Origin of the sequence: Paenibacillus sp. CR_12 (assembly GCF_041953985.1) — a bacterium.
GTDB classification, from domain to species: Bacteria; Bacillota; Bacilli; order Paenibacillales; family Paenibacillaceae; genus Paenibacillus_AQ; species Paenibacillus_AQ lautus_A.
Genome location: NZ_JAVFHO010000005.1, coordinates 289,117 through 314,511 on the forward strand (window position 1 = coordinate 289,117; position 25,395 = coordinate 314,511).

Below are 25,395 nucleotides of genomic sequence, written 5' to 3' on the forward strand. Positions count from 1 at the left end.
CTTTTTTGCTTATAGATTAAAATTGGTTCAGGTAGTTCTGCTTCAGCCAGTTCATGCTGTTCTCCACGCTTTGCAGCGGCGGATTCTGACATACGTCCTGCTCCACGATCAGCCATTCCGTGCCTGCATCGGATGCAGCCTGAATGACGCCCGGCAGGTTAACCGAGCCTTGGCTCAGCTCCAGCGTCTTCATGTTGCCATCCGCATCCTTGCTGAAGTCTTTCAGGTGAAGCAGCGGAAGACGTCCGGCGTATTTCGGAATGTAAGTGAGCGGATCTTGTCCGGCGAATTGTACCCAGCATACGTCCATCTCCACTTGCACGGCTTCCGGCGTCGTTGCGGAATACATCGCATCAAAAACGAACTGGCCATCAACCTCGGATTCGAATTCGAATGCATGGTTATGGTAACCAAAGATCAGTCCCTGCTTGCGGGCTTCGGCCCCGACTTCCTCCAGGAAGGAGAAGAGGTTCTTCCAATCCTCGGCATCTTTACGATCTTCTTCGGCTACGTATGGACACATCATATATTTAGCGCCGATGGTTTTCAGGTAATCAATTTCCTTCTGCAGGTCTGCACGAAGCAGATGCAGGCCCACGTGACTGCCGATCGCTTTCAGGCCAAGCTCTTGAAGAAGCGTTTTCATTTCCTCGGCCGGAATGTCTCCATAACCTGCGAATTCCACGCCTTCATAACCCAATTCAGCAACTTTGCGGAGCGTACCGCGGAAATCCTGTGCCGTTTCATCGCGCAGCGTATACATTTGCAAACCAATGTTCATTCTTCTCATTATAGCGCACCTCGATTCCAAAAATGAGTTACTGCTCTATCTGCTACTATCATACATGCAAATAGGCTAAAATGAACATAAACAATATTGCTGCAACATGAACTATCTGCTTATATTTTTACTGGGGGTTGTTACCATTATGGAAGCTAGGCTGCTCATCTGCGACTATTCCTATCACTTTCAGCAATTCAGCAACAGCCATCGGGGCGGCTTGACAACCTATCTGTTCCGACTCCAAACCGAGGGCTCCTGCGAAATCTACTGCAACGGCATCGAGCACCATGTGCAGGCAGGCGACCTGCTGCTGCTGAAGCCCGGAGATGAATACGAGCTGCGGGTGAAGGAAGACGGCGAGGATGGCCGCGTGTCCAGCGGGGATTATTTTATATTCTGCGACGGCTCCTGGATTGATGATTGGTGGAACCGCATCCCCCGCCCTGTCGTCAGTCACGTCGGGCTCGACGATTATTTGCTGGGATTGTGGAGACAGATGCTGCTGGAGAAGCGGCGCGGCCTTGAAGGGGAAATCGGGGAATTGACCGACTACCTGCTGCGCAGTCTCTGCCTCTGCCTGGACCGCGCCATTACCGAGATCAAGCCTACCGATCGCCTTGCCTTCACTGCCCTGCGGCTGAAGCGATTCGTGGAGGAGCATGCCACCCTAACCTTCAAGCTGGAGGAGGCTGCTTCCCATGTCGGGCTCAGCTTATCCCGGGCGGTTAAACTGTTCAAGGAGTATTACGGAAAAACCATGATCCAGTACGCCCTCGAGATCAGGCTGAACGCAGCCGTCGAGCGCATCAAATACAGCACGATGACGCTGGAGGAAATCGCGGAAACCTGCGGCTTCGCCAGCTACTCCTACTTTCACCGGGTATTCCGGGCCAACTATGGCGTATCCCCGGTCAAATTCCGGGAAACGGCAACGGTTCCGGCAAGGCCGGGGCAGGAGAAGAGCCCCCGCTGATTTTTTTCTACTATAATATAAAGAAGCAGCCCATGCTCCTCCTTAAAGGCAGGGGCTAGGCTGCTTTGTACTTTAGTAACTCGAAATATTCTCCAAAATGCCATTATAGAAGTAGAGATAATGGTCTGAGCCATACGAGGATTCATAGACCCACATGTCGGTCGTTCCCCATGAGTAGATATCTTCATAGTGACGATCATATAATCCCCATGACAGATAAACCATCTCGGTCGTCATTCCTGTGCTGATTACGGATTCCCTGATTTTTTTCCAATATTTCTCCGGAAAATGAAATTGCTTATACGGACTAGTTGTCATGAAGCCGGATTCAAAATCGTAGGCATCCAGTTCGGCATAATAGGTCCTGCCGTTATGTGTAAAATAAACGTTCAACCAATCGCCAAGAACGCCGTCGCGTTTGATCTTGGTTATTTTCACCTGGGCCAGATTGCCGACGCCGTTTGCTATGCTTCCCTGGGCATTATTGATTATCATGTTGTGCTTAAAAATCCACGCTGTCTTTCCAATATATTTATGATGCGATTCGTAAAGATCGTTTACCGGCACTGTGACTTTATGTGTTTCGCTTTGGAGCGTCACGTTCTTCAAGTAGTCATGCAGCAAATCATAATCTGCCGAAACTTTGATTTTGAAGGCATCTTTCAGCAGCTGGACCGGAATCATGAGTTTGCCCTCGACCAACTGGACAGGCGCAGTATAAGACGTGGCAACGCCGTTGATTTTCACGTATTTTGAATTCTTTTTTGCGACCACCTTCATCGTACCCTTCCAGATGGAAACTTGCCCGGTTTTGTTATTCATTTCAAAATTGATATCCAATGCCTTGGTTACAGCTGCCGCCGGAACCATCGTGTTATTCTTGAGAATCACGCCCTCTTCTTTTAGCTTTGAAGCTGTGATGTTCCCCGAACTTGCTGCGGTGCCAACCCCCGGCAAACTGCACAGGGCAATCAAGAAAACCAGAAAAAACAACATCTTTCTCACAGAATAATCCTCCAGTATATGTATAATCTTTCCTCCAAGATGAATCCGGAATATTATAACATGTTTCGACAACATATATAGGTAATTTGAACCAAATTAAAATAGCCCCGGTTTCCCGGAGCCAGCTATTCCTATATCCGAACCCTCATATCTTCATTCATAGCATCGCAGCCCCAGCGGCGGCAAAGACCAGCGCGAAATAAACGCCGACCCCTATCAGATGATTGCGATTCCACTCCCGCGGCTTGATCTCGATAATGTACGGGAGCAGCCACAGGAAGCTGGCGACAAACCATGCAGCGGAGGCCAATCCGATAAACAGCAGTTTCTTTCCTTGCTCGTATTGGAAGACAGGGTCCATCCCGTTAAAACGGATCAGGGAGCCGCTGGTCAAGGTACCGGAATAAGCCAACACCATGAACACGGCCACGATCAAAAGCGTGCCGATGGCCTTGAGACCGTCCGAAGTCAGGAAATTCGGCCGTCTCCCCTTCTTTCCGGAAAAGCCGATCAAAAAGAATACAAACCCGACCAAAATGGCCACACCTGCTCCTGAAGCGACAACGCCCCCCGAAACGGCTGCCGCCAAAGCTAGAATCGGAATCATCATGTTCACTTCCACTCACTCTCGTACCTGCTGAACCATGCGGTCTTAGCATAAAATTGTTGAACTCTTGATCCAACACGCTTTCGATGAACAGGAACCGATGTAACAAACGTCCCGTTTCAGAAACAGGCATCTTGAAACCAGATAGGGACATTCCAAATTATAGCATAGAGCTCCTGTATCCCGGGCTTACTTTATAGCTTATCGTCACCAGCAGGATGGAGGCGATAAGCCGTGTGCTTGGATAATAATGACAGGTTACTCCAGAGAATTGGTTAGACCGCTGCCCTTAAAAATATCAAATCCGAGTTCCTGAAGAACCTTCACGGCATCTTCAACAGGCAGTTTGGGGAGATGAAACTCCTGATCGATGACCTCTCGCAGCTCGCTGAGCCCGGATAGAATCCGCTTTTCCACCTTCCCGTCTGCATACCGGATACTCAGCACATTGTCGACCAGGGACAGCGAGCGCTGCTGATCCAATTGCCACAGCTGGCAGCGTAATGTAGAGGTGAAGAGATCATTAGGCTTGAAGTACTCTCTTATGGCAGGTTGGAAGTCATCGAATTGATACGTTTCCCTCGTATCGAATGACCAAACCAACTCTGTCAGCAGTCGGCCATCTACATACCGATAATAAGTATACGTTCCCGGTTCATCCCCCGAACGCAACCTCACTTCGATTCCAGCATACTCGGAAACTCGATCTGAATCGGTCTCCAAACGAACGGGTTCGAAAAAAGGTGCGGAGTTTCCACAATCCACGTACACTTCTTCGCTTTCGTTGGGCAGACGAACAAGCAATCCGACATGCCCTCCGCCCAGCAACGTATAACGGGTTTGGAAACCAAGCCGGTTCAACAGCTGATGGAGACTGCTGTTAATCATATAACAAGTGCCTCCCGCATTCAGCTGCCACAGCTGATCTACGAATCTCTTCTCATCCTGCTCCAATCTTCCTTTTTGATGATATTCTCGATACTGCAGCAACGTGGTAACGTTCTCGAACGGTACACGCTGATGATGTGCGGTGCAAATTTCAGTTAAATATTCCAATGAAGCTTCCCTTATCGGGACTTGAATATATTGCAAATAGTTATTTGCCCACTGAGGCAGTTGTCCTTGATTCTGCACAAAGTTCACGCTCCCTTTCTTCTGATGTAAGGTATGCTCTTTATTTTAAAGATTCTATATATCATTACGTCATACCAATGACTGCACGATTTATACAAAAATGGTCTTACCTATAGGTAAGACCATTTTCTACGACGAAAGTCCACTATTCATGAATGGTTCCGGCACTCATGGACTGCTCATGATGCAGCAACCACTGCTTTCGCGATAAGCCGCCGCCATATCCGCCGAGCTCACCGCTCGTATTGATCACGCGGTGGCATGGAATGACAATCGCAAGCTGATTGGCGCCATTCGCTTGGGCAACGGCACGATACGCGGTCGGTCTTCCCATCGCCGCTGCGATTTCGCCATACGAAGATGTTTGGCCGGGGGGAATCCGCAGCAATCGGCCCCACACTTCTTGTTGAAACGGCGAACCCCGCAAGAACAAGGGCGTCTTGAATTCCGTTAACTTCCCTTCAAAATACGCTGCGAGCTCCAGCTCGATCGAACGGATCGGAGCCGTATGGCCCGGAATGATCGCCGACTTGGTTCTCTGCCGGAGACGTTCAACCTCACGCTCCAGGCCCCGGCGGTCCACGAATTCGAGCAGATACAGCGCCTCTTCATCCGCGATGGCCATCATCGGCCCGAGACGCGTGTCGATCCATGAAGCTTTTAAAATGTTATGGTGCCCCGATCGGCTAGGCGCCGCGCCCATGATGCGGGAAAATGCATCCCTAAAACCGCTGCTCGACTCGTAGCCGGTCGACAGCTGCGCATCGATGACGGCATGCCCCTCCCGGATTTGCTTCAGGGCAAGTCCCATTCGCCGTGCCCGTGCGTATTCAACGAAGGTCATCCCGAACCGTTTCTTGAACTGGCGCCTTGCCGTTGAAGCATCGACGGACAGCTTCTGGAAATCCTGGTTGGTCCACCTTTTCTCCGGATTCTCCTCAACGGCTTCTACAAGCAGCCGGACCAGGTCCGATACCTGATTGGGGTGCGATAGCGGACGGCAGCGTTTGCAAGGCCTGAAGGATGCAAGCAGCGCTTCTTGAGCCGTCTCGTAAAATTCGCAGTTTTCCATCTTCGGTTTCCGGGCCGGGCATGTCGGGCGGCAGAACACTCCTGTAGTCTTCACGCCTACATAAAACACGCCCTCGTACTCCGATTTCTTTTCCAGCAGCGCCTGGTAATACTCCTGCTGATTGGCAGCCGATATCACTTGGGTTCCTCCCCGCTCTGATGTACTTTCTAAGGGGCCATACGCTTGTTGGCCTTAATCATCATGCTCTCTTGTTCTCGTGTTTCTATTATATTTCTTTTGCCGGCATGACGTGGCCGAAAAACGTGCACGAATATTTTCGAGAGGAAAAAGCACCGACTCCGTAACCCTGATTGACCAATCATACGAAAAGCCCCTTCCGTTGACCGGAAGAGGCTTTTTTCTTTCAAGAATATGATTTTCGCTTGAAGTTTAACCTTTGATGGATCCTGCCACCATGCCCTTCATGATTTGCTCCTGCAGGATCAGGTAGGCCACGATCGTCGGAATGACCGCGATCGCCATCGCTCCCATCGTCAGGCTGTAATCCGTGCCGAAGCCGTCCGAGAACAGGGACAAGCTGAGTGGGAGCGTCTTCAGCGCCTGCGTATTGATGAATACGAGGGCGAAGGAGAAATCATTCCAGAATCGGAGGAATGCCAGAATCGATATCGTTGCCACAATCGGCGTACAGAGCGGCAGAATCATTCGGCCGAAGATTCCCCACCAGCCGCTGCCGTCGATCATGGCCGCTTCTTCAATCTCTCTTGGAATGGATGACATGTACGCCATCGCCAGGAAGATCGCGATCGGCAGCTCAAACGCCGTATATGGCAGGATGAGTGCGCCGTACGTGTCGAGCAGGCCGATATTTTTCATCATAATGAACAGGGGCACCAGCGTACTATGGATCGGAATCAGCAGCCCCGTCGTAAACAATACCACCACCAGCTTTTTAAACCGAAACTGGAATCTGGACAGCACATACGCCGCCAGCACGCTGAGCAGGATGGTCAGCACGACGGCCGTAATCGTTACAACCGTCGAATTGATCATCGCTCGGCCCATATTTCCGAGCTCCCATGCCCGGAATAAATTCTCGGTCATCCACTCCTTCGGCAAGCCGTAAGGGTTGTTGAAGAAATCCTGGTTCGATTTAAACGCGCTCGTAAAAAGCCAGTACAAGGGATAGAGCGTAAGAATCGCATACACAATCAGCAGCAATTTTACGAATCCGGTTAACCCCTTCGTGATGACGCGTTTCCCTGAGGTGCTTCCGGTCCCGGTCGTCTGTAAATTCACATCGCTCCCTCCTTCATGTTAACTTGACTTTCTGCGCGTTGCGAAATAGTTAAGCGCGATAAGAATGGCGCTGACGACCATGATCATCGTGGAAACGGCGGAGCCGTAACCGTAACGGTATACGCTGAACGTGCTGTTGTACATATAAGTAGCAAGAAGCTCGGTCGACTGCGCCGGTCCGCCGCCTGTCATCACGATGACATGGTCAAAAGCTTTCAGGCTTCCCGAGATACAGAGCACAATGGTTACGACCACCGTGCTCCAGACCATCGGCAGCGTGATTTGCATCAGCTTGTTCCAGCCGGTGGAGCCATCGATTTGGGCCGCATCGTGGATCTCTGGCGAAATATTTTGCAGCGCTGCGATAAAGATGACCAGATAAGGGCCGATGTTTGCCCAGTTAATCGGGATCGATATCGCCAGCATGTTGACCTTCGGATCGGACAGCCAAGCACGGGTCCATGACTCCAGGCCGAGCATCTCCAGCACATAGTTGGCAATCCCGAACTGCGGGTGGTAAATGTAACCCCAGATGAGACCGACAACCACCGTGGAGAGAACCATTGGCATGAAGACGGCGGACCGGATGAACCTGGAGAAGAACGAATTCTTGAACAATACGATAGCCAGAATCAACGCGATCGGAACCTGGCCGATAATGGACGATACGACCAGAATCAGGTTGTTTCGAAGCGCCCGCCAGAAGATCGGATCCTTGAACATCTCTCTATAATTGTCAAGGCCGACGAACGTGGCGTCTCCGAACCCTTTCCAACTGAAAAATCCGTAGTAAGCTGACCAAAAAACCGGAATGATGACAAATATCAGAAACAACAGAAGCGCAGGAAGAAGAGCTATGGCTATAAATCCTTTGCTTCTCATCGCTGTAGGCATGGCAGCCTCCTCCCTCCTAATCCTTATGCAGCGGGTAATCTATTCTTATGGAGTAGCGGATCGGGCTTGCGCATCCTGCAGCTTCTGGGCCACGCCTTCGACGGCACCGCCCATCATGATTTCCTGCAGGCCGTTGTTGATGACTTCAGCCGCTTCTGCAGACAGATAAGCATCGTATACCGGCGTAATGCCTGTGGATTTCACCAGGTTAAAGGCTTTGTAGTACAAGGAAGTAACTTTCGACTCATCGATTTCGGTATCGTACATGACCATGGAGTTGCTCTCGGCAATCGCTTTTTGCGCTTCCGGTCCACTCACGGCATAAATCAGTTCGAGCGCCAATTCTTTCGCTTTCCCTTCCGTTCTGCTGCTAAGGGCCAGACCGCCGCCAGCTCCGCCGGAAATGGTGTTAGCCTCGCCTTTGCCACCAGGGATCGCAGGCAGAGTCGTCACTTCAATATCCTTCATCTGCTCTTCGGAGGAAGAAGCCGCCAAGTTGGTGAGCGTCCACGCGCCGCTGATCATCATCGCTGCATTGCCTTGGATGAAATACTGCTCGGCTTGCGTGTTGTCGATGCTGTTGGCACCTTCTTGGAATGCTTTGTTGTCGACGAGCTCTTTGAAATAGCCAAGTGCTTCGATAAACTCAGGATCGGTGAATTTCGCGCCATCCTGTGCTGCCGCTTTTTTGAACCATTCGGTGCCGGTCACGCGGTCGGCAATCGATCCGATAATGGTGGATTGCGCAACCCACGGCGCTTTGTTTCCGAGGGCGATCGGCGTAATGCCGTTATCGTTGAACGTTTTAACCGCCGCCATCATTTCTTCCCAAGTCGTCGGAACTTTTACGTTATGTTTGTCAAACAACGCTTTGTTGTAGTAGAGAATCGATGTTGCGGACATGCCCAGTGGAGCGGAGTAAATCTGGCCGTCCTCGAACTCGTATGGATCAAATGCGCCCGGCAGGAATTTGTCCTTCCAATCGGAATGGGCGTCCAACACTTCCGTGATCGGTTGAAGCAGCTTCGCTTGATGAAGCTCGGCCGACTGACTTCCCGCATAAACGAAGAACACGTCCGGCATTTCATTCGCAGCCGCAACGGTGCTCAGACGCTGACGGTAACCGTCCGGCGGAATCGCTTGCGCGTCGAGCGTAACTTCAGGATGGTCCTGAGCAAATTGATCGATAAAACTCCGGACTGATTTCGCGCGCAGGTCGTCACCGGCAAAGTTATGCCAGATGGTCAGCTTGACCTTTTCTTGATCGCCTTCGTTCCCTCCGGCCTGCTCTTTGCTTTGCCCGCCTCCGCAAGCTGCAAGAACCAGTGTCATCATCAGCAGTACAAGACCTATTTTACGTTTTGGTCTCATGGTCAATCCCCCTTTTAATATACGAAAATGATGAAGCTTCAAGATGATTAGCCCAAGTATAAAAGAGGATGTAACGCTTACATAGGGGATATAATTCAGTCCATAGAGGGACAAAATTCAGGATTCGGGATTTGTCCGATACTCCGAAGGGGTCAGTCCGGTCCACTTTTTGAACAGGCGGTTAAAATATTTGATATCCTCGTAGCCGACTTCATTCGCGATTTCACTGATTTTGGCCGGCGTTTCCCGCAGCAGGTGCATCGCTTTCCGAAGCTTCGCCTGGGTTACGAATTCGATGTAATTCTGTCCGGTCTCCTTCTTGAACATTTCGCTGAAATAGTTGGGGTTCATATGAACATGCTTGGCTACTTGTTGGAGCGACAAGCTCTGTCCCAGATGCTCATGAATGAAGGAGATCGCTCGCTGGACGGGACTTGTCGTCGACACCATATCACGGTACTCCTTCATGATGAGACCGAGCGAATCGACCAGCACCTTCTCCGGATTCTTGGTCAACTCGCGGATATCGTACGTCTCTTCCACTTTCAACGGACTGGTATAGCCGATAGACGTCGCAGCCCGTATGAGCCAGCGCTGTGCCGAAACGATCATGGAATGCAGGTAAGCCTGAACCGAGCCGGGCGTTGCCTGGCCCTGGCTTTGGATACGCCGCAGCAGATCCGCCACCCATGCCTGCAAGTCGGCGGATTCCCCCGAACGCAGCAGCGATGACAGCTTAGTCTCTTCTTCCATCGAACATACCGTGCGGATACCTGTACGTCCTTCGATATCTTCATAACGGATATGCCGTTCCGATTGCAGCAGCCACTCGTAGGAGCTGGCCTCTACCGCGGTAGCCAGCGCAATGTGCAGCTCCCTGGCGCTTGCGACCCGCCGGCCGCTGGCAGCCGTGATGCGGCAGGCATGCGTGGATTCCATCTTATGCAGAGTGGAATCTACCCGCCCCCAGCCATGATTCGGCTCTGCCCGCACCAACAGAAGCAGGGAGCCGTTCCATTCCAGCCACGCGCATTGCAGCACTTCGGCCAGCTCCGTGCCGATTAATCGATGCAGCTCGCTAACGTTCGATTGCTCCGCCTCTTCTGGATGCAGCGGATATACCGACAGCATCCAGATCTGCAGCACCGAACCGTTCGATTCCAAACACAGCTCCGGGTATCGCTCACACAATTCGGCCTCGGCATGCTCATCCAGCGGAGTGCCGGAAGCAAGCAGCCTTCGCAGAAAACCCCGGTTGACCACCATTTCCTGTGCCTTCCCCTTCGCTTGTGTAAGCCTGCGCTGCAGCAGTCGTTCCCTGGCTTGGACAGCAGCCTCGATAATTTCCCCGGGCCTGCTCGTCTTCAGCAGGTAATCGCTCACGCCTTCCCGCATCGCCTGCTGCGCATACGCGAATTCATCGTATCCCGAGATGACGATGATCTCGATATCGGGATGCTGCTGCTTGACTTGATGCGCCATGTCCAATCCGCTCAGGCCTGTCATGCGTATGTCCGTAAATATGATTTCGGGCATTTCAACGGGAATACGCTGAAGGGCTTCCTCCGCCGAAGCCGCGGGCGTCAGCACCGTAAAGCCGTTATCCGCCCAATTGATCACGGTACTCAAACCGTTTCGAATGATCACTTCATCATCAACGATCATGACCTTCAATGTCGCCATCCCCTTTGCCGGATATTTCCGATTGTTGAATTTCAGGTAAATCAGGTATCGTAAACATCACCCGTGTCCCGGCACCCTCGGTGCTCTCCACTCGTAGCCCCGCATCCTTCCCGTAATGAAGGAGCAGCCGCTTATGGACGTTCCGCAGCCCGTAGCTGCCGCGCGGGGCTTGTCCCTTCTCGTACTGCAGCGGATTTTCGACCAGCTGCTCCTGGAGCCATTTCAGGCGCTCCGCCGTCATCCCGATGCCGTCATCCTCCACCACGAAGCGGATCCCTTCGGGTTCGCGGTGTCCGCGAATCGTAATCGTCCCTATCCCGTCACGGCTCAGGATGCCATGCAGCATGGAATTCTCCACCAACGGCTGCAGCAGCAGCTTCAGCATGGTGTGCTGATACAGATCCTCTTCCACATGATCCTTAAACTCGAATTTTTCCGGATAGCGGATGGTTTGGATATTCACGTAATGGCGGACATGCATGATCTCCTGCTGTATCGTGCAGTATTCCTGCCCGTTGTTGAGGCTGAACCTCAGAAAATCGCTGAGCGACCCCACCATCTCGGCAATCTTCACATCCTGGTTCATCAGCGCCAGCCAATGGATCGATGACAGCGTATTGTAGAGGAAATGCGGATTGATCTGCACCTGCAGCGCATGCATATCCGCCTCCTTCTTCAGCGACTCGTTCAGCTTCACTTCATCGGTAAGCTTCACGATCCGGGAGCTGAGCCGGTTATAACTGATAATCAGCTGCCCGACCTCGTCGACCGTCTTGACCGGCAGCGCCGGCAGCGGCTCTTCCGGGCTTGAGTTCTTGAGGAATTTCGTTAAGACGGACAGAGGGTTCGTAATCTTCTGGATCAGGAAAAGAACCAGCACAATGGCGAGCAGGATGGCCACCGTGACCGCAACCGCCGTCAATTTGATGAAATACTGGTTCTGGGAACGGTATTCCTGCGAGGGAATGATGCCGACGAGCTTCCAGTTCACGCTGGACATTTTCTTATAGAGAATGGTCTTCTTGCTGCTTCCCTCGCCATAGTCAATATTGCCGCTAAGCCCCTCGAACTCTCCAATCGCAGGATAATAATCCGCCAGCGTCAAATTGGTCTCCATATCCGGCGGACCGGCGATAATCCGGTTATTCTCGTCAAGAAGAAGGACGAATCCGGTCTTCTCCAGGACGGCCTGCCGGAACTGATTGGCAATGACGCCCTGATCCAGATTGATCTGCAGGTTCCCGATCGGCTTGTATTTATCCGTGCTCCGAATCGGCCTGGCCAGCGTGATGACCTTCCTGACGCCTTCAAAGGTCCACTGCCGGTGAACGAATGACCACCATTTGGGATGGTGTTCGTAATAATCGGGAACCGTTTCGGTAATATTCCGGAACTCGGAGCGTACCAAGGATTTATGCGAAATCGCATCTTTGCTGCCGAGCGGTTCAACGATGATGTTGGCGATATAATCTTTGGAAAAGGCCAGGTTCGTCAAAAAATTAATAACCGTCGTCTGCTGAACGTAGTTGCTCTGCTCGGTCTTCAGATAGGCCTGAACACCGGTATGCCCGATGAGAAACAGCGAGATATTCTCCACGTCCTTGACCATCGTATCCAGGTAAGCTTCCAGCTGGCGGAGCGTATTCATCCCCGTAATTTTGGCCTTCTCTTCGGTCAGGCTTTTGGCTATGTTAAAAGAGAAAATACCCAGAAACAGCAGCGGCACCAGCGTAGCGATAATGATAAGCAACGACAATTTATGCTTTAGCGATTTCCCAAGCCATTGCTGCATACATACACCCCGTTCAAAGCCCCCATGGTATGAGCTTGTTATATTACTTAACATTGAATGCGTTTACTTCAAAATCAATCTCCATTCTTCGCTAAAATGTGTCAGGTTTATTAACTATCTTAGAGGAATCTTAAGACTCAAGTAAATGGTAATAAAGTCCTATGAGAAGGGATGAAATCTTCTTGAAGCATATGGTATACGCCCCATTTCGGCGATCGGCTACGGAGATGAAAACGGCGTTGAAATCTATAAAGGCACAGCACAAAAAGGGCGCCGCAGCGCCCTCACATTCGGAATTCACATCATCCGAACGAAACCTTCCGCTTCTAACCCATGTTGATCGCATCCCGCCAACATGCGTTTATGTGTAGTCCTAAAGATTTATAATGAAAAACCGTTATTGCCCTCGCTCTTCCAAACGACGATATTCCATGTCATCCACCTCAAACCGGTTCAGCTCTTCATTAAATCGGTATGTTATTCGGAGATCCCCGGCAAAACCGGCCGGGCTCGTGCTTCCTGCCGCTTCCGTAAGAAGCCGTCCTTCCGCCAAACGATGTCTGACAACGGCTCCGAAGCCAAGCTTATCAAATAGATAGCTTTTATCTTTGGAATCGTCCTTGAACTTCTGGACGCTTTCCTTTCCGTCAACCGTAACCTTAACCGTAAAGTGATCCGCTTCCTTCTCGATGCTGGATTTCACATGGCTCGATACGGCCTGCTCCAGCGATTCGATCGGGATTTCCTCCAGAGAACCGGCGTCCACTACATGCATCTCCCCCGCGTACAGACCGGTGCCCGTCCCGTCCACGTAGAACACAACAACATCCGGCTTGCCATCGCCTGTGACATCCTGGTAATGAATGACGGGTTTACGCGTAGCCTCTCCTCCATGCCAGTCCTTAAAGACCCGCTTCCTGCCTTCTACCTCGACCACCATGCCTTCGTATCTGCCATATTTCGATGCGCTGACCGGATACAGCTTCACATTGCTGTTCTCCTCCGCCGTCAACAGGTCAACCTCCGGCGTATAAATGTAAACCATGCCATCCTTCGTATCCAAGCGGACTTCAGCATCGTACAGCTCCGTCATGAATCGGGCGGGAACCATGACGCGACCAGCCATAAGCTGCGCGGGAACGGACAGGGCGTAGGTCTTCTCTTTTCCCTCGGCAACGTCGCTTCCCATTTTCAAGGTGACTTGATCGGTGCCCGTGTTGACGGTTAGCGTCTTATTCTTGTTATTCCAGCGGAGCCCCATGGGCTTCAAGTATTCCTTGACCGTGTTCAGGGGGACCAGCACTGTGCCGTTCACGATGACGGGTTTGACATCCGGCGTCATTACATAATGATTGACGTTTAAAAATTCCAAGTCCTGCTTGTGCGCGGCCTGGGCCTGTACCGCCGTACTTAACAGCATTGCGGCCGCTATAGCGCCGCTTGCAGCCATTTTCGTCCATTTCCGGGTTATCATGTTCGCTAATCTCCTTGGCTTGTAATATTCAGCAATGCATCTATAACTAAGACGCAAGGTGAACGCAATTGGTTCGTGCATATCCATGAAAAATGACGAAAAACGTCTCCATTTCGATTTTTTTCGATAATCATCAATAAAAATTGCCGCTTTTAAACTTAAATTCATGACCATATTCCAGATGATATGTTAGAATCAGAAATGATTGTTATATTATGGAACATATTTAATTCAAGGTTAATGGCATTCATTCGGGATACCAACGATCAGTATGTCATGGATCGGGCACGAACTCACCTGTATCCGAGCTCCGAGCATAAGCGGGGAGTTAAGACATCGCCTGGTCTTAAGGATACGACAGCAGGAATCTTCGATATGATTCGTAAAACAGTACCTTGAAGGGAGGTGAGCTCCTTGAACCAGGGGATATCCTTTTTCGGCATGTTTTCCATGCTCAGCATTATCGTATACGGGCTATTCGCACTTCTCGGTTTATATGCATTGTATCTCCTCATCAAATTGATGATCCGGGCCATAACCGCGCTTGAACTCTACATCGACGAGAAGCGCAACCGACGGTTGTAAAGGCAAACTTCGGATAAACCGAGGTTGAAACCACGGAATATCCTATGGTAAAGTCTAGGCAACCAGAAATGAAAGGGTGAACCCAAAGCCAATGATCTACTAATCCTGTCCCAAGCATTTGGAAAACACTTCGATTTCACGATACGAGGTTTTCGGGATAGGATTCGTGCGGCTTTTTTTATATGTGACGGGTGGATGTTTGAGACTTCTCCATGTAGAGTCCGCATCTTCTTTGTTCGTATTCGCCCCCTATTCCGAAATCTCGGAGTGGGGGGTTTTTCTATTTTATCAACACCAATTGAGAGGCTAGAGATTATCGATGACAGGAACTCATCTAAGCATCCAAGGGAGAGCCTTCCCCATTCCGGGAAAGCCGAACGCGAGATTTGAACACGCTCAATCAAATGAAGAATCCGCTTTAAGCATCCTAACAACTTCTACAAGGAGGCATGTTCGCATGCAGATCACGATACAGGAGTACAAGATAGCGAACCGGGAGTCGGGACCTTATGGCATTGCGGCAGGACGAGACGGGGCCATCTGGTTCACGGAGCAAAAAGGAAACCGGATCGGACGAATCACCAAGGAAGGGGATATGCGTACTTTCGATGTCCCGACGCCGGATGCGGGGGTCATGTCCATCCTCTCTGCCCCTAACGGGGACCTCTGGTTCACGGAGTACAAAGCGAATAAAATCGGACGGATGACAATAGAAGGGACATTCACGGAATTCGAGCTGCCGGAAGCAGGCTCGTCTCCTTACGGCTTGACGGAGGGCCCGGATGGAGCCATATGGTTCACCGAGCTAATCGGCAATCGGATTGGCCGGATTACGCCGGCAGGCGTTATCACGGAATACGACTTGCCGCGCGCAGGCTCGTACCCTTCCTATATCACGGCCGGTCCGGACGGCGCGCTGTGGTTTACGGAAAACCAAAACAACTGCATCGGCCGGATTACGGTAGACGGGGAGATCGCCGAGTACCGGATTCCTACCGAGCAATCAGGGCCTGTCGGCATCACGGCAGGTGCCGATGGCGCCCTGTGGTTCGTTCAAATCAACGGCAATCAAATCGGACGGATCACGACGGCCGGGGAGATTACGGAATTCAAGCTCCCGTCCGGGAATGCCAGACCCCATGCCATCGCGGCGGGAGCTCGCGATGATTTATGGTTTACGGAGTGGGGAGCCAACCGGATCGGACGAATGACATGTACCGGGGACATTACCGAGTACCCGATCCCCACCCCCTCAGCCGAGCCTCACGGCATTACCGTGGATTCCGGCGGCGAGGTATGGTTCGCCGAGGAATGCGATCAGATCGGCCGTTTCATCGTTCAATATGAGGAGTCCTGATCGAACGCTCTACGCCGAAAAGTCCGTGCAGCCTGCTGCCGGGCTTTTCCAGCGCGAAGCTGCTCCGGCTGGTTTCTTCATCTAGGGGAATATGATAGATTAAATGGATACTTAGAATTATTTCTCTTAGGAGACTGTACGATGATGAACCCAAACCTAACTTTAGATGATCTGCAGTGGCAAACGCTCATTCAGCAAACTGCCGGTTATTTCAGCGATTTGACCATTAAACGGGGATTTCAATATTATAAGCAGGGCCGTGTCCACGCAAGCGAAAAGGCGGATCGGTCCGGTGTGATCGAGGCTTCCGTGGATGGAACGGAAACCTACCGCATCAGGCTTCAGCTGCATTCCCTGAGCGACAGCGAATGCAGCTGTCCCGTTAACGAGGGCTGCAAGCATATGGTGGCCGTTCTGCTTGACTATGCCCAGCTTCAGGGCCGATCCATCCATGCTTTGGTTAATGCGCATTCGACTACGTATGCCGCATCTTCCTCGTATGACCGAAGCGATTCCGGCTTGAGCCAAGGCCATGAACGGCCGCCTGCCGGAGTTTCGAAATGGAGAGTCAAGGCCGACCATTTGCCCGAGCTGCCGATCTCCGCATGGCATGAGCTGTTCGAGGTTTGCACGGCTTCGCTGGGAGCTAATACGCAGAATTCGTTTTACGCCAAAAACGCACTGGCTTCCCTCCATCACATTAAACCTCCGCTGCCGCCGGATATGGATCCGTTATACGAGCTCCATGCCCATCTCTTCATTCTCGAGAAGCTGGTCAAGCAGCCAGCCAGCGCTTGGAATGCCTCAGGCTCTTACATCGGCTATCATACGCAGGTGGCGGCGGATCATATCCTGGCCAGAATCGAGCGAATCCTTCATGAAGGGCTGGAGGGCAACGAGCCCGAAGAGGCATTCGGACAGCGGCTGACCGAGACGATTTCGTTTGTCCGGCGGAGCATGCTAAGCGAACCGCGGAACCGTAAATTTTACGCCCAGGTCTATATGCAGCTCTGGAGGTACTGGATTCATCCGTTGGCGAAAAAAAACGACGGCTTGATCAAGGAGGAATTGGAGCAGCTGCAGGCAGCCGAATCGGAACTCGGCAGCAGCCTTTCGCGCGCCTCATGGTATATGGCGCAGAGCTTCATGTCCTTCTATCTCGGAGAAGACGAATCGTCCTGGGACCTGATCAGGGCAGCGGACAAGGTCAGCAGCCTGCCCCCGGCTTCCGTCCTGGGCTTCTTCGACATGCTGCATTCGGGACAAGACTGGGACCGCTTGGCCCGCTGGCTCCCGGAGATCGGCCCGCTGCTTGGCAGTCACCGCAACGAGCACCTCAGCAGCTATCAATTCTACTGGGATGCCGTCATAGAGCACCTGCCCGGGGAAGCGGAACGGATGTGGAGCAGTCTTGCCGACATGCTCCCTTATTCGAAGGACATCTATCAGAATGCCTTGATCACGCACGGCAGATGGCGGGAATGGATCGACTATCAATTAAGCACAGGCCGGGAGCCGCTGGAGCTCCGAGTCAGCGAGCTCGCGCCGATTGAGAAGAACGCGCCCGAGCTGCTGCTGCCTTTTTATCATCAGGCCGTCGAGCGATACATCCTTCATAAGAACCGGGCCGGCTATAAAGCAGCCGTCAAGCTGCTCAAACGGCTGGCTAAGTTATATAAAAAGCTCAAACAGCAGGAGCGCTGGGATCTGTTCATTATTTCCTTGTCCGTACGCAACAGCCGGCTTCGCGCATTCCAGGAAGAGCTTCGGAGAGGAAAGCTGATATCATGAGCAGATACACGGAAACCATCACGGTCCATATGGCATTAAGCGAATACGGAGATGCCGTGATCTACGGCTCTACCGTCATGCGGGGTTACGTATCCGGACAATACCTGAAGCACCGTTTATTCGCTTGGCATGAAGCCTCCTTCTACGGAACAGAGCTTATCGTCCAATCCGTTCAGGATATGGAAGTCATCATCTTGCCTTCCGAGCAAGTCATACCGTTCTTTGCGGACGGCCGGCTGCTCGAACATATCGAATGGGTTTGGGACGAGGATTGCCTTCCCTTCATTGAACTTGCGCCTTCGCTGGCAGCCTGCATTCAGGATAAACAATACGCACCCAGCTTGAGCGCCTTCAAGTCGGGCAAGCTGCAATGGATCTGGGATGCGGAGGCTTTCTCAGCCGAAGAGCAGGCCCGCCTCTCCGTCTTGAATGAAGACGAGATATGGAATGAAGGCTTGCGCGCCGCGTTCTCCGCCGCCGTTCAAGAACAGTGGTACGGCAGCGAAGAAGCCGCGGCTGACCTGCGCAGGGAGTATCCCCTGCTGTTCTCGCCGAGTCGTACCGCTGCCGAAGGGATGGATGACAAGTCCTGGCTGATCGCCATCGGATGGCGGCCGGATACCGCTCCGTTCCGGCCCCTGCTGCAATTGCTGGAGCCGGACGAAGAAGAAGCCGAGTGGCGTCTTCGGCTCGTATTGCAGGACAAGCTGGACGCAGCGGCGCTTGCAGCCGTTCGTCTGGCCGAAGACGGGCAGGCATACGGATCGTGGCCGGAGGCATGGACCGCCCATATCAAGGAGCGGTCCTCCGGCTGGCTCCAAGGTTTGCGGGCAGCCCTGCCGGCCCGGGTGCTTCACGCTCCGGCTGAAGACATGCTAGGCGCCCCGCTGTCCGACGAGGCCGCGTGGCAGTTCCTGACCGTCGACAGCCAGCGGCTGCTCCAGTCCGGCTGGCTGGTGCTGCTTCCGGCTTGGTGGGAAGCCGCCAGCAGGAAGAAGCCCAAGCTGCGGGCGAAAGTCCGCTCCGGCGAAGGCGAGAGCGCGGAACGAAGCAGCGGCGGGTCCCTGTTCGGCTTGGATGCGCTGGTCAATTTCGATTGGCGCATCGCCATCGGCGAAGCTACCCTTTCCGAAGCGGAATTCGCCGAGCTTGTTGCCCGGAACGAACGACTGGTTCGGTTCCGGGGCCAGTGGATTCCGCTGGATCCCGCTCTGGTCGCCCAAATCCGCCAGATGATGGCGGGCGTAGACCGTGAGGAAGGCCTGTCGTTTCAGGATATTCTGCACTTGCATCTGCTCGGGAACAGCGATGAGACGGAGCAGGTTCGTCAGGATGCGGAAGAAACGCGGGATCCGGAACGGATCAAACTGGAAGTGGAGCTGAACGAGCATCTCGTGAAGCTCATCGGCCAACTCGGCCGGCAAAGCGAATGGCCGAGCCTCCCTGTCCCCTCCGGTCTGAAAGCCGAGCTCCGGTCGTACCAGCATGACGGCTTTGCCTGGCTTGCCTTTTTGCGGCGATACGGGCTCGGTGCATGCCTTGCCGATGACATGGGCCTTGGCAAAACCGTGCAATTTATCGCCTACCTGCTGCACGTGAAGGAGACGACGATGGCGCGGGAAGAGAGACGCCTCCCTTCCCTGCTGATCTGTCCGACCTCGGTGCTTGGCAATTGGCAGAAGGAGCTTGAACGGTTCGCTCCGTCGCTCCGGGTCATGCTGCATTACGGCGGGAAGCGCAGCAGCAGCGAGGATTTCTATCATGAGGCTTACCAAGCGGACATTATTCTTACTTCCTATGCGACGGCAACGCTCGATCAAGAGATGTTAAGAGACATGAAATGGGAAACGATCGGCATCGACGAGGCCCAGAACATCAAGAATGCCGACACCAAGCAATCCGCCGCCGTGCGAAGCTTCCCGGCAAGGCACCGCGTTGCGCTTACCGGTACACCGATTGAGAACCGGCTGTCCGAGCTGTGGTCCATCTATGACTTCATCAACCCTGGATATCTCGGCAGCCTGCGGGCATTCAATCTCCGGTTCATCCAGGCCATCGAAAAAGACAAGAACGAGCAGCGCACGGCCGATCTTCAGAAGCTGATCAAGCCCTTCATGCTCCGCCGCAAGAAAAAAGATCCGGCGATTCAGCTCGACCTGCCGGACAAGAACGAGATGAAGACCTATATCCATCTCACGGCCGAGCAAGGCGCGCTTTACGATCAGACCGTGAACAGCCTCCTGGAACGCATGCAAAAGCTCGAGGGCATCGAGCGCAAAGGCGCCATTCTGGCAGCTCTGACGCAGTTCAAGCAGCTCTGCGACCATCCGGCTTTGCTCACGAAGGAGCCGCTCCCGGAACTGCCGGGGGGAGGCGGCTTGCTTGACACCGAGGCCGTGGTCAACCGTTCGGCCAAGCTGGAGCGGCTGCTGTCCATGGTGAAGGAGCTGCGGGACGAGGGCGAACGCTGCCTCATCTTCACCCAGTATATCGGCATGGGCGAGATGATGCGGCAGGTGCTGCATCAGGAGCTGGGTGAGCCGGTGCTGTACTTGAACGGCAGCACGCCGAAGCGGACGCGCGATCGCATGATCGAGCAGTTCCAGTCCCAGACCCTGCCGCCCGAAGAGCAGCCGAATGTCATGATTCTCTCGATCAAGGCCGGCGGCGTCGGCCTGAATCTGACCGCGGCGAATCACGTGTTCCACTTTGACCGCTGGTGGAACCCCGCCGTGGAGAATCAGGCAACCGACCGGGCCTATCGGATGGGACAGACCAAGGACGTCCAAGTGTACAAATTCATCTCCATGGGAACGCTCGAAGAGCGGATCGACGAGATGCTGGAGAGCAAGCAGCAGCTAAGCGATCAGGTTATTGCAAGCAGCGAGGGCTGGATTACCGAGCTGTCTACCGATGAGCTGAAGGATTTGTTCACGCTGCGGCGCGATTGGGCGTAATTGCTGCGTCAAGGAGCGAGCTGTTAGGCGATTGTGGACAGTCGCCCCCTTGAAGCACAGTGCGGAATGCCTGTGGAACGCCTAGACGGCTTCCAGTTGTTGCTCTATAACAACATCATTGCACGTAGCAAAAAGCCCCGTGTGCAGACACGGGGCTTTTGTTATATGCGGGGTTGACGAGCTGCGAGAAGATTTACATTGTTACGCGTTTGAAGCTTGTATGACAGGGCGATGTTTTCTATTAACGGACACAGAATACGCTATTAAGCCAAATCCCATGATATTGGAACACGAACCGGACTTTGAGTCCGTTATTTGCTCCAAAATACGATGAATATGCCGGTGATGAGCCCAATAACGGATCTTGTGTCCGATAAGTTGTAATTAGGGCGTAATCTCGTCAAATAACGGAACTGGAGTCCGATTAGTCGGGAACAACAAGTAGTTTGGCTACTTCAAGAACAGTAAGTGCCGGCGCGGAGTCAGGAATTACTGGTGCAGCAAGCGCAAAATGCACGGAATCCATTCTTTCTGGCATAACAAGTACCATCAGTATCGCAATCCGTCACATCAAGCACCAAGCGCAAACGGCATGGAGCCCTATTACTTCGGCGCAACAAGTGTATCCCGCATCCGTTACCTCTGGCGCAACGAGTGCACTCGCTCCCCTCACTTCTCCTCCATCAGCTGCCGCAGCTTCGCTTCCGTGGTCGTGTCGGGAGCCGGCGTATAGATGCTGCACCGCAGGTCATCATTTCCGTACACTTTGAGCGACGTGAGCTCATATACCATTTTCCCGGCCTTGGCATGCCGGAATTCCAGATGCACCTCCGGGGCGTAACTGACCTGGCTCTGCTCCCACATGCGGTTGAAATCCGGATGCCCGTTCTTCATTTCCTCCAAAAAATGATCATACCATTCATCCTCGACATATTGACCGTAATAGCTTCGGAACATCGACAGGAAGCCGCTGGCAAACTGCTCCCAGTTCACCGCCAGCCGCTGGAATTCCCTGCGGGTAAAGAGCAGCCGGATCATGTTCCGCTCCTCGGGCGGGATCCGGTCAAAATCTAGGAACACGTACGCGGCCGCGCGGTTCCACCCCACGATATTGCACTTCCGATCGGATATCATGACGGGACAATATTTTAGCTCGGTGATGATTTTTTGCAGGGACGGGCTGATCTGCACCGCTTCGTGTTTGACCGTATACGGCTCCGCCCCGCTCTCCAGCGCCAGGGAGTACAGATATCTGCGCTCGTCCGCGTTCAACTGCAGCGCACTTGCGACGCAGTCCAGCACGGATGACGACACCTGGATGTCGCGCCCCTGCTCGAGCCAGGTGTACCAAGTGGTACTGACGCCGGCCAACTGGGCGACCTCCTCCCTGCGCAAGCCCGGTGTTCTCCTCCGGGTACCGGGCGGCAGCCCGACGGACTCGGGAGAGATTTTGGCACGCTGCCCTTTCAAAAAAGCGGATAACGCTTGCAGCCTAACCTGGGAATTCATCTATCATCCTCCTTCCTTCAACAAGGATAGCAGTTTTTATACTAGGATAAACGGTATCTTGTAATAGGATACTACACATGACATTATAACCTTAAGATTGACAAGTTATAAAGTCCTAAGGAGGCTGTTCATCCATGGAAAGAGTCGTTATCACCGGTATGGGCGTCATATCGCCGCTGGGCCATGATGTTGATACGTTCTGGTCCCGGCTTGTACGAGGAGAGTCCGGTATTGCACATATAGAAAATTTGGACACATCAAGACAAAAGGTACAAATAGCAGGAGCCGTGAAGGGGTTTGACGCAAACGCGCTGTTCGGTGCGAAGGAAGCCCGGCGGTTGGACCGCTTCTGCCAGTTTGCGCTGGCTGCGGCGGATCAAGCGATCAGCCAGTCGGGCCTTGATCTTGATCAGATCGATCATGAGCGCATGGGAGTCTACGTAGGCTCCGGCATCGGCGGCATCCAAACCCTGATGAATCAGAGCGGCACGCTGTCGTCGCGGGGTCCCGAGCGGGTCAGTCCTACCCTGGTACCCATGATGATTCCCAATATGGCGGCCGCGCTCATCAGCATTAAATACAAGGCGCTGGGCTCCACGCTGGCACCGGTTACGGCATGTTCGATCGGCAATACGGCGATCGGCGAGGCTTTCTTTAACATCCAAGCCGGCCGGTCCGACATCATTATCGCGGGCGGATCCGAAGCCGCATTGACCGACATCTCGCTGGCCAGCTTCGCGAATGCCACCGCCCTGTCCTCCCGCAACGAGGAACCGGGCCGTGCCAGCCGGCCGTTCGATGCGGACCGCGATGGATTCGTCATGGCGGAAGGTGCCGGCATCCTCATCCTGGAGTCGCTTTCCCATGCCTTGCGCAGAGGCGCCGTCATACTGGGCGAGGTTATCGGTTACGGTGCCAGCTCGGATGCCTATCATATGGTCGCTACGCCGGAAGACGGCAGCGGCGCGGCAAGAGCGATGAAGCTGGCGCTGTCCGAAGCGGACCTCTCTCCGGCCGACGTGGATGTCATCAGCGCCCATGCCACCAGCACGGTCATCGGCGACCGTTCGGAGACGGCGGCCATCAAGCAGGTGTTCGGCGAGGAGGCGTACCGTATCCCGGTAACAGCCAACAAGTCGATGACCGGACACATGCTGGGCGCATCCGGCGGCGCGGAGGCCATTGCCCTCGTGAAATCCCTGCAAGAAGGCATTATACCGCCGACGATCAATCTCGATCATGCCGATCCAACCTGCGATTTGGACTATGTACCCAACGAGGCGAGAAGCGCCAAGCTCCGCATTGGCATGTCCAATTCCTTCGGCTTCGGCGGACATAACTCGGCGATTATCCTCAAGAGATATGAGAACGAATAACCATGAGTCTACAGCCCCCAGTGAAAACTGGGGGCTTTTTCTTGTTGCGATTGTTGAAGGATAAGTTGAATATGAAGACAGAAAACGCCTTTAGAAATTTTTTTTCGCAGAATCAAACTTTTTGAAAGACTCGCACGTCTTGCTTCCGTAAGTCAATTGCAATTGATGGTTACCCGCGCGGGCCCAAAGGAGTGTCATATTTACATGAGAGGCGGCCGGAAGCTTGAGAAGCTTCTTATCCAATGCATAACCGAAAATCAGGACAGCGCCTACCGGCTGGCATACAGCTACGTCAGAAATAAAGAGGATGCCCTCGATATCGTTCAGGACGCGATCCACAAAGCATTTTTATCCATGGAAAAGCTGAAGCAGACGGGTTCACTAAAAAGCTGGTTTTTCCGAATTATTGTCACAACCTCCCTGGATCTCATTCGAAAACAGAAAAAAGTCCGCGTCATGGACGACGAGAACCTGGAGTTCATCTTACCCGGCAGTCATGACCACTATCCGAATCTGGATCTGGCCCAGTCCTTGGAGGATCTGCCTGACAAGTATCGGGTCGTCATTATTCTCCGGTTTTTCGAAGATATGAAGATTGACGAAATTGCCGAGGTGCTCCATGAGAATGTCAGCACGGTGAAAACGAGGCTATACCAAGGACTGCAGAGACTGCGGGTGAACCTAAGCGAGGAAGACCAAGAGGAGGCACAACGATAATGCATGACAAGCTGAATAGGATGAAAGAGCAGTACGAGAGCACTCCTATTCCCGACGAACTAAGCTCGGTGGTCAACAAAGCCATTGCAGCCAGACGAACAAAAAATAGAGCCCTGCCCTGGCTCGCCGGCGTGGCCGCTGCATGCGCACTGCTGTTTGCCGGCGTGAACGCAAGTCCCGCATTCGCCAAGGCCATGTCCGATGTGCCCGTTCTGGGCGAGATCGTCAAGGTGATGACCATCCGCGAATATGCCGAGCAGGACGGCAGCACGGAAGTGCATATCGAAACGCCCGGCATTGCCAACCTGGGCAATCCGGAGCTTGAGCAAACGCTGAATAACAAATACCTGGAAGAGAACAAGAAGCTGTATGAGGACTTCAAAGACGAAGTCGCCCAGCTAAATCATGAAGGCGGCGGGCATCTCAGCCTCGATAGCGGTTATGAAGTGATCACCGACAATGAACAGCTGCTGACGCTTTCCCGCTACGTCGTAGAGTCCGCAGGTGGCTCCGCCGAGTCCAGACAATACGATACGATCGACAAGATCAACCATTTGGTGATCACGCTGCCAAGCCTGTTCAAGGATGATTCCTACATCCAAGTCATCAGCGACAACATCAAGGAGCAAATGCGCCGGCAGATGCAGGATAATCCCGAAATCACCTACTGGGTAGAGCAGCCTGGCGTCGAATCCGATATACCGGAGGATCTATTCCAATCGATCGCCAAGGATCACAATTTCTATATTGATAAGAATGGCAAACTGGTCATCAGCTTCAACGAATACGATGTGGCTCCCGGCTATATGGGCGTCGTGGAATTTACGATCCCTACGGAGGCCATCGCGGATCAGCTCGTCAGCAACGAATACATTCGATAGATCCGCCATTCATCACCAACCTACGAGTGCAGATCGTTCTTCCGATCCCCGTTGCCCCCGAATTTTCTTTTGAAATTTTATGAGTCCGTGGGAATCCGGAGGACAAGGAGACCGCTTCGCTTCTCCAAAACGCTTCTGTCTTCTCACTTTAAAGATATCAAACCTAACCCTGG

20 protein-coding genes are annotated in these 25,395 nt (G+C 53.0%); 8 read left to right on the forward strand and 12 right to left on the reverse strand.

Features of this window, described 5'->3' with window-relative positions:
- Window positions 1–16: 16 nt before the first annotated feature.
- Window positions 17–790: a sugar phosphate isomerase/epimerase family protein gene (locus tag RB297_RS20100; protein WP_096774761.1), complete on the reverse strand. Its 774-nt coding sequence runs from the start codon at window positions 788–790 to the stop codon at window positions 17–19.
- Between the two features lie 139 nt (window positions 791–929).
- Here RB297_RS20100 and RB297_RS20105 point away from each other — a divergent pair, with 139 nt between their 5' ends.
- Window positions 930–1,757, forward strand: coding sequence for a helix-turn-helix domain-containing protein (locus RB297_RS20105; protein WP_071222296.1), 828 nt, complete (start codon window positions 930–932; stop codon window positions 1,755–1,757).
- Window positions 1,758–1,829: 72 nt separating this feature from the next.
- Here RB297_RS20105 and RB297_RS20110 read toward each other — a convergent pair whose 3' ends face one another.
- The 10 genes from RB297_RS20110 to RB297_RS20155 all read right to left on the reverse strand — a co-directional run bounded on the left by RB297_RS20110 (window position 1,830) and on the right by RB297_RS20155 (window position 14,049).
- Window positions 1,830–2,753, reverse strand: coding sequence for a copper amine oxidase N-terminal domain-containing protein (locus RB297_RS20110; protein WP_255250558.1), 924 nt, complete (start codon window positions 2,751–2,753; stop codon window positions 1,830–1,832).
- A gap of 166 nt (window positions 2,754–2,919) precedes the next feature.
- Window positions 2,920–3,372: a hypothetical protein gene (locus RB297_RS20115; protein ID WP_096774763.1), complete on the reverse strand. Its 453-nt coding sequence runs from the start codon at window positions 3,370–3,372 to the stop codon at window positions 2,920–2,922.
- Between the two features lie 255 nt (window positions 3,373–3,627).
- Window positions 3,628–4,503: an arylamine N-acetyltransferase gene (locus tag RB297_RS20120; RefSeq protein WP_176502462.1), complete on the reverse strand. Its 876-nt coding sequence runs from the start codon at window positions 4,501–4,503 to the stop codon at window positions 3,628–3,630.
- A 145-nt stretch (window positions 4,504–4,648) separates the two neighbouring features.
- A complete protein-coding gene (locus RB297_RS20125) occupies window positions 4,649–5,713 on the reverse strand; it encodes a bifunctional transcriptional activator/DNA repair enzyme AdaA (RefSeq protein ID WP_277747659.1) in 1,065 nt (354 codons plus the stop codon).
- 252 nt (window positions 5,714–5,965) lie between these two features.
- Window positions 5,966–6,835: a carbohydrate ABC transporter permease gene (locus RB297_RS20130; protein ID WP_012818671.1), complete on the reverse strand. Its 870-nt coding sequence runs from the start codon at window positions 6,833–6,835 to the stop codon at window positions 5,966–5,968.
- Between the two features lie 18 nt (window positions 6,836–6,853).
- Window positions 6,854–7,729: a carbohydrate ABC transporter permease gene (locus RB297_RS20135; protein ID WP_096774767.1), complete on the reverse strand. Its 876-nt coding sequence runs from the start codon at window positions 7,727–7,729 to the stop codon at window positions 6,854–6,856.
- A 45-nt stretch (window positions 7,730–7,774) separates the two neighbouring features.
- A complete protein-coding gene (locus tag RB297_RS20140) occupies window positions 7,775–9,100 on the reverse strand; it encodes an extracellular solute-binding protein (RefSeq protein ID WP_009595478.1) in 1,326 nt (441 codons plus the stop codon).
- Between the two features lie 117 nt (window positions 9,101–9,217).
- Complete coding sequence (locus RB297_RS20145) at window positions 9,218–10,765, reverse strand: response regulator transcription factor (protein ID WP_375121406.1); 1,548 nt, start codon at window positions 10,763–10,765, stop codon at window positions 9,218–9,220.
- On the reverse strand, window positions 10,755–12,575 hold the full coding sequence (locus RB297_RS20150; protein ID WP_096774770.1) for a cache domain-containing sensor histidine kinase: 1,821 nt from the start codon (window positions 12,573–12,575) through the stop codon (window positions 10,755–10,757). The genes RB297_RS20145 and RB297_RS20150 overlap by 11 nt, the downstream gene beginning before the upstream one ends.
- Window positions 12,576–12,972: 397 nt before the next feature.
- Window positions 12,973–14,049 carry a copper amine oxidase N-terminal domain-containing protein gene (locus tag RB297_RS20155; RefSeq protein ID WP_375121251.1) on the reverse strand — a complete coding sequence of 359 codons (1,077 nt, stop codon included), beginning with the start codon at window positions 14,047–14,049 and terminating at the stop codon, window positions 12,973–12,975.
- Between the two features lie 405 nt (window positions 14,050–14,454).
- Here RB297_RS20155 and RB297_RS20160 point away from each other — a divergent pair, with 405 nt between their 5' ends.
- From RB297_RS20160 to RB297_RS20175, 4 genes are all read left to right on the forward strand, one after another.
- On the forward strand, window positions 14,455–14,634 hold the full coding sequence (locus RB297_RS20160; protein WP_228468805.1) for a hypothetical protein: 180 nt from the start codon (window positions 14,455–14,457) through the stop codon (window positions 14,632–14,634).
- A 457-nt stretch (window positions 14,635–15,091) separates the two neighbouring features.
- Window positions 15,092–15,991 (forward strand): streptogramin B lyase Vgb(C), encoded by a 900-nt coding sequence (vgb(C), locus tag RB297_RS20165; RefSeq protein WP_375121252.1) that lies wholly within the window; start codon window positions 15,092–15,094, stop codon window positions 15,989–15,991.
- Between the two features lie 141 nt (window positions 15,992–16,132).
- Window positions 16,133–17,782 (forward strand): SWIM zinc finger family protein, encoded by a 1,650-nt coding sequence (locus RB297_RS20170; protein ID WP_375121253.1) that lies wholly within the window; start codon window positions 16,133–16,135, stop codon window positions 17,780–17,782.
- A complete protein-coding gene (locus tag RB297_RS20175) occupies window positions 17,779–20,739 on the forward strand; it encodes a DEAD/DEAH box helicase (RefSeq protein WP_375121254.1) in 2,961 nt (986 codons plus the stop codon). Before RB297_RS20170 ends, RB297_RS20175 begins: the two co-directional genes overlap by 4 nt.
- A 669-nt stretch (window positions 20,740–21,408) precedes the next feature.
- Here RB297_RS20175 and RB297_RS20180 read toward each other — a convergent pair.
- Window positions 21,409–22,248, reverse strand: a complete 840-nt coding sequence (locus RB297_RS20180; RefSeq protein ID WP_012818663.1) for a helix-turn-helix transcriptional regulator — start codon at window positions 22,246–22,248, stop codon at window positions 21,409–21,411.
- Between the two features lie 134 nt (window positions 22,249–22,382).
- Here RB297_RS20180 and fabF point away from each other — a divergent pair, with 134 nt between their 5' ends.
- From fabF to rsiV, 3 genes are all read left to right on the forward strand, one after another.
- Window positions 22,383–23,624: a beta-ketoacyl-ACP synthase II gene (gene fabF, locus RB297_RS20185; protein ID WP_375121256.1), complete on the forward strand. Its 1,242-nt coding sequence runs from the start codon at window positions 22,383–22,385 to the stop codon at window positions 23,622–23,624.
- 204 nt (window positions 23,625–23,828) lie between these two features.
- Complete coding sequence (locus tag RB297_RS20190) at window positions 23,829–24,341, forward strand: RNA polymerase sigma factor SigV (protein WP_012818661.1); 513 nt, start codon at window positions 23,829–23,831, stop codon at window positions 24,339–24,341.
- The gene (gene rsiV / locus RB297_RS20195; RefSeq protein ID WP_192569943.1) at window positions 24,341–25,222 is read left to right on the forward strand and encodes an anti-sigma-V factor RsiV; all 882 of its coding nucleotides are present in this window, start codon (window positions 24,341–24,343) and stop codon (window positions 25,220–25,222) included. Before RB297_RS20190 ends, rsiV begins: the two co-directional genes overlap by 1 nt.
- Window positions 25,223–25,395 lie beyond the last annotated feature (173 nt).

Bases quoted from the DNA above. Each gene is read 5' to 3' on its own strand.
- RB297_RS20145 (WP_375121406.1), bottom strand. From the start codon at position 10,765: ATGATCGTTGATGATGAAGTGATCATTCGAAACGGTTTGAGTACCGTG.
- RB297_RS20175 (WP_375121254.1), top strand. From the start codon at position 17,779: ATGAGCAGATACACGGAAACCATCACGGTCCATATGGCATTAAGCGAA.
- RB297_RS20180 (WP_012818663.1), bottom strand. From the start codon at position 22,248: ATGAATTCCCAGGTTAGGCTGCAAGCGTTATCCGCTTTTTTGAAAGGG.
- RB297_RS20155 (WP_375121251.1), bottom strand. From the start codon at position 14,049: ATGATAACCCGGAAATGGACGAAAATGGCTGCAAGCGGCGCTATAGCG.
- rsiV (WP_192569943.1), top strand. From the start codon at position 24,341: ATGCATGACAAGCTGAATAGGATGAAAGAGCAGTACGAGAGCACTCCT.
- RB297_RS20190 (WP_012818661.1), top strand. From the start codon at position 23,829: ATGAGAGGCGGCCGGAAGCTTGAGAAGCTTCTTATCCAATGCATAACC.
- RB297_RS20105 (WP_071222296.1), top strand. From the start codon at position 930: ATGGAAGCTAGGCTGCTCATCTGCGACTATTCCTATCACTTTCAGCAA.
- RB297_RS20110 (WP_255250558.1), bottom strand. From the start codon at position 2,753: ATGTTGTTTTTTCTGGTTTTCTTGATTGCCCTGTGCAGTTTGCCGGGG.
- RB297_RS20135 (WP_096774767.1), bottom strand. From the start codon at position 7,729: ATGCCTACAGCGATGAGAAGCAAAGGATTTATAGCCATAGCTCTTCTT.
- RB297_RS20170 (WP_375121253.1), top strand. From the start codon at position 16,133: ATGATGAACCCAAACCTAACTTTAGATGATCTGCAGTGGCAAACGCTC.
- RB297_RS20115 (WP_096774763.1), bottom strand. From the start codon at position 3,372: ATGATGATTCCGATTCTAGCTTTGGCGGCAGCCGTTTCGGGGGGCGTT.
- RB297_RS20140 (WP_009595478.1), bottom strand. From the start codon at position 9,100: ATGAGACCAAAACGTAAAATAGGTCTTGTACTGCTGATGATGACACTG.
- RB297_RS20150 (WP_096774770.1), bottom strand. From the start codon at position 12,575: ATGCAGCAATGGCTTGGGAAATCGCTAAAGCATAAATTGTCGTTGCTT.
- fabF (WP_375121256.1), top strand. From the start codon at position 22,383: ATGGAAAGAGTCGTTATCACCGGTATGGGCGTCATATCGCCGCTGGGC.
- RB297_RS20100 (WP_096774761.1), bottom strand. From the start codon at position 790: ATGAGAAGAATGAACATTGGTTTGCAAATGTATACGCTGCGCGATGAA.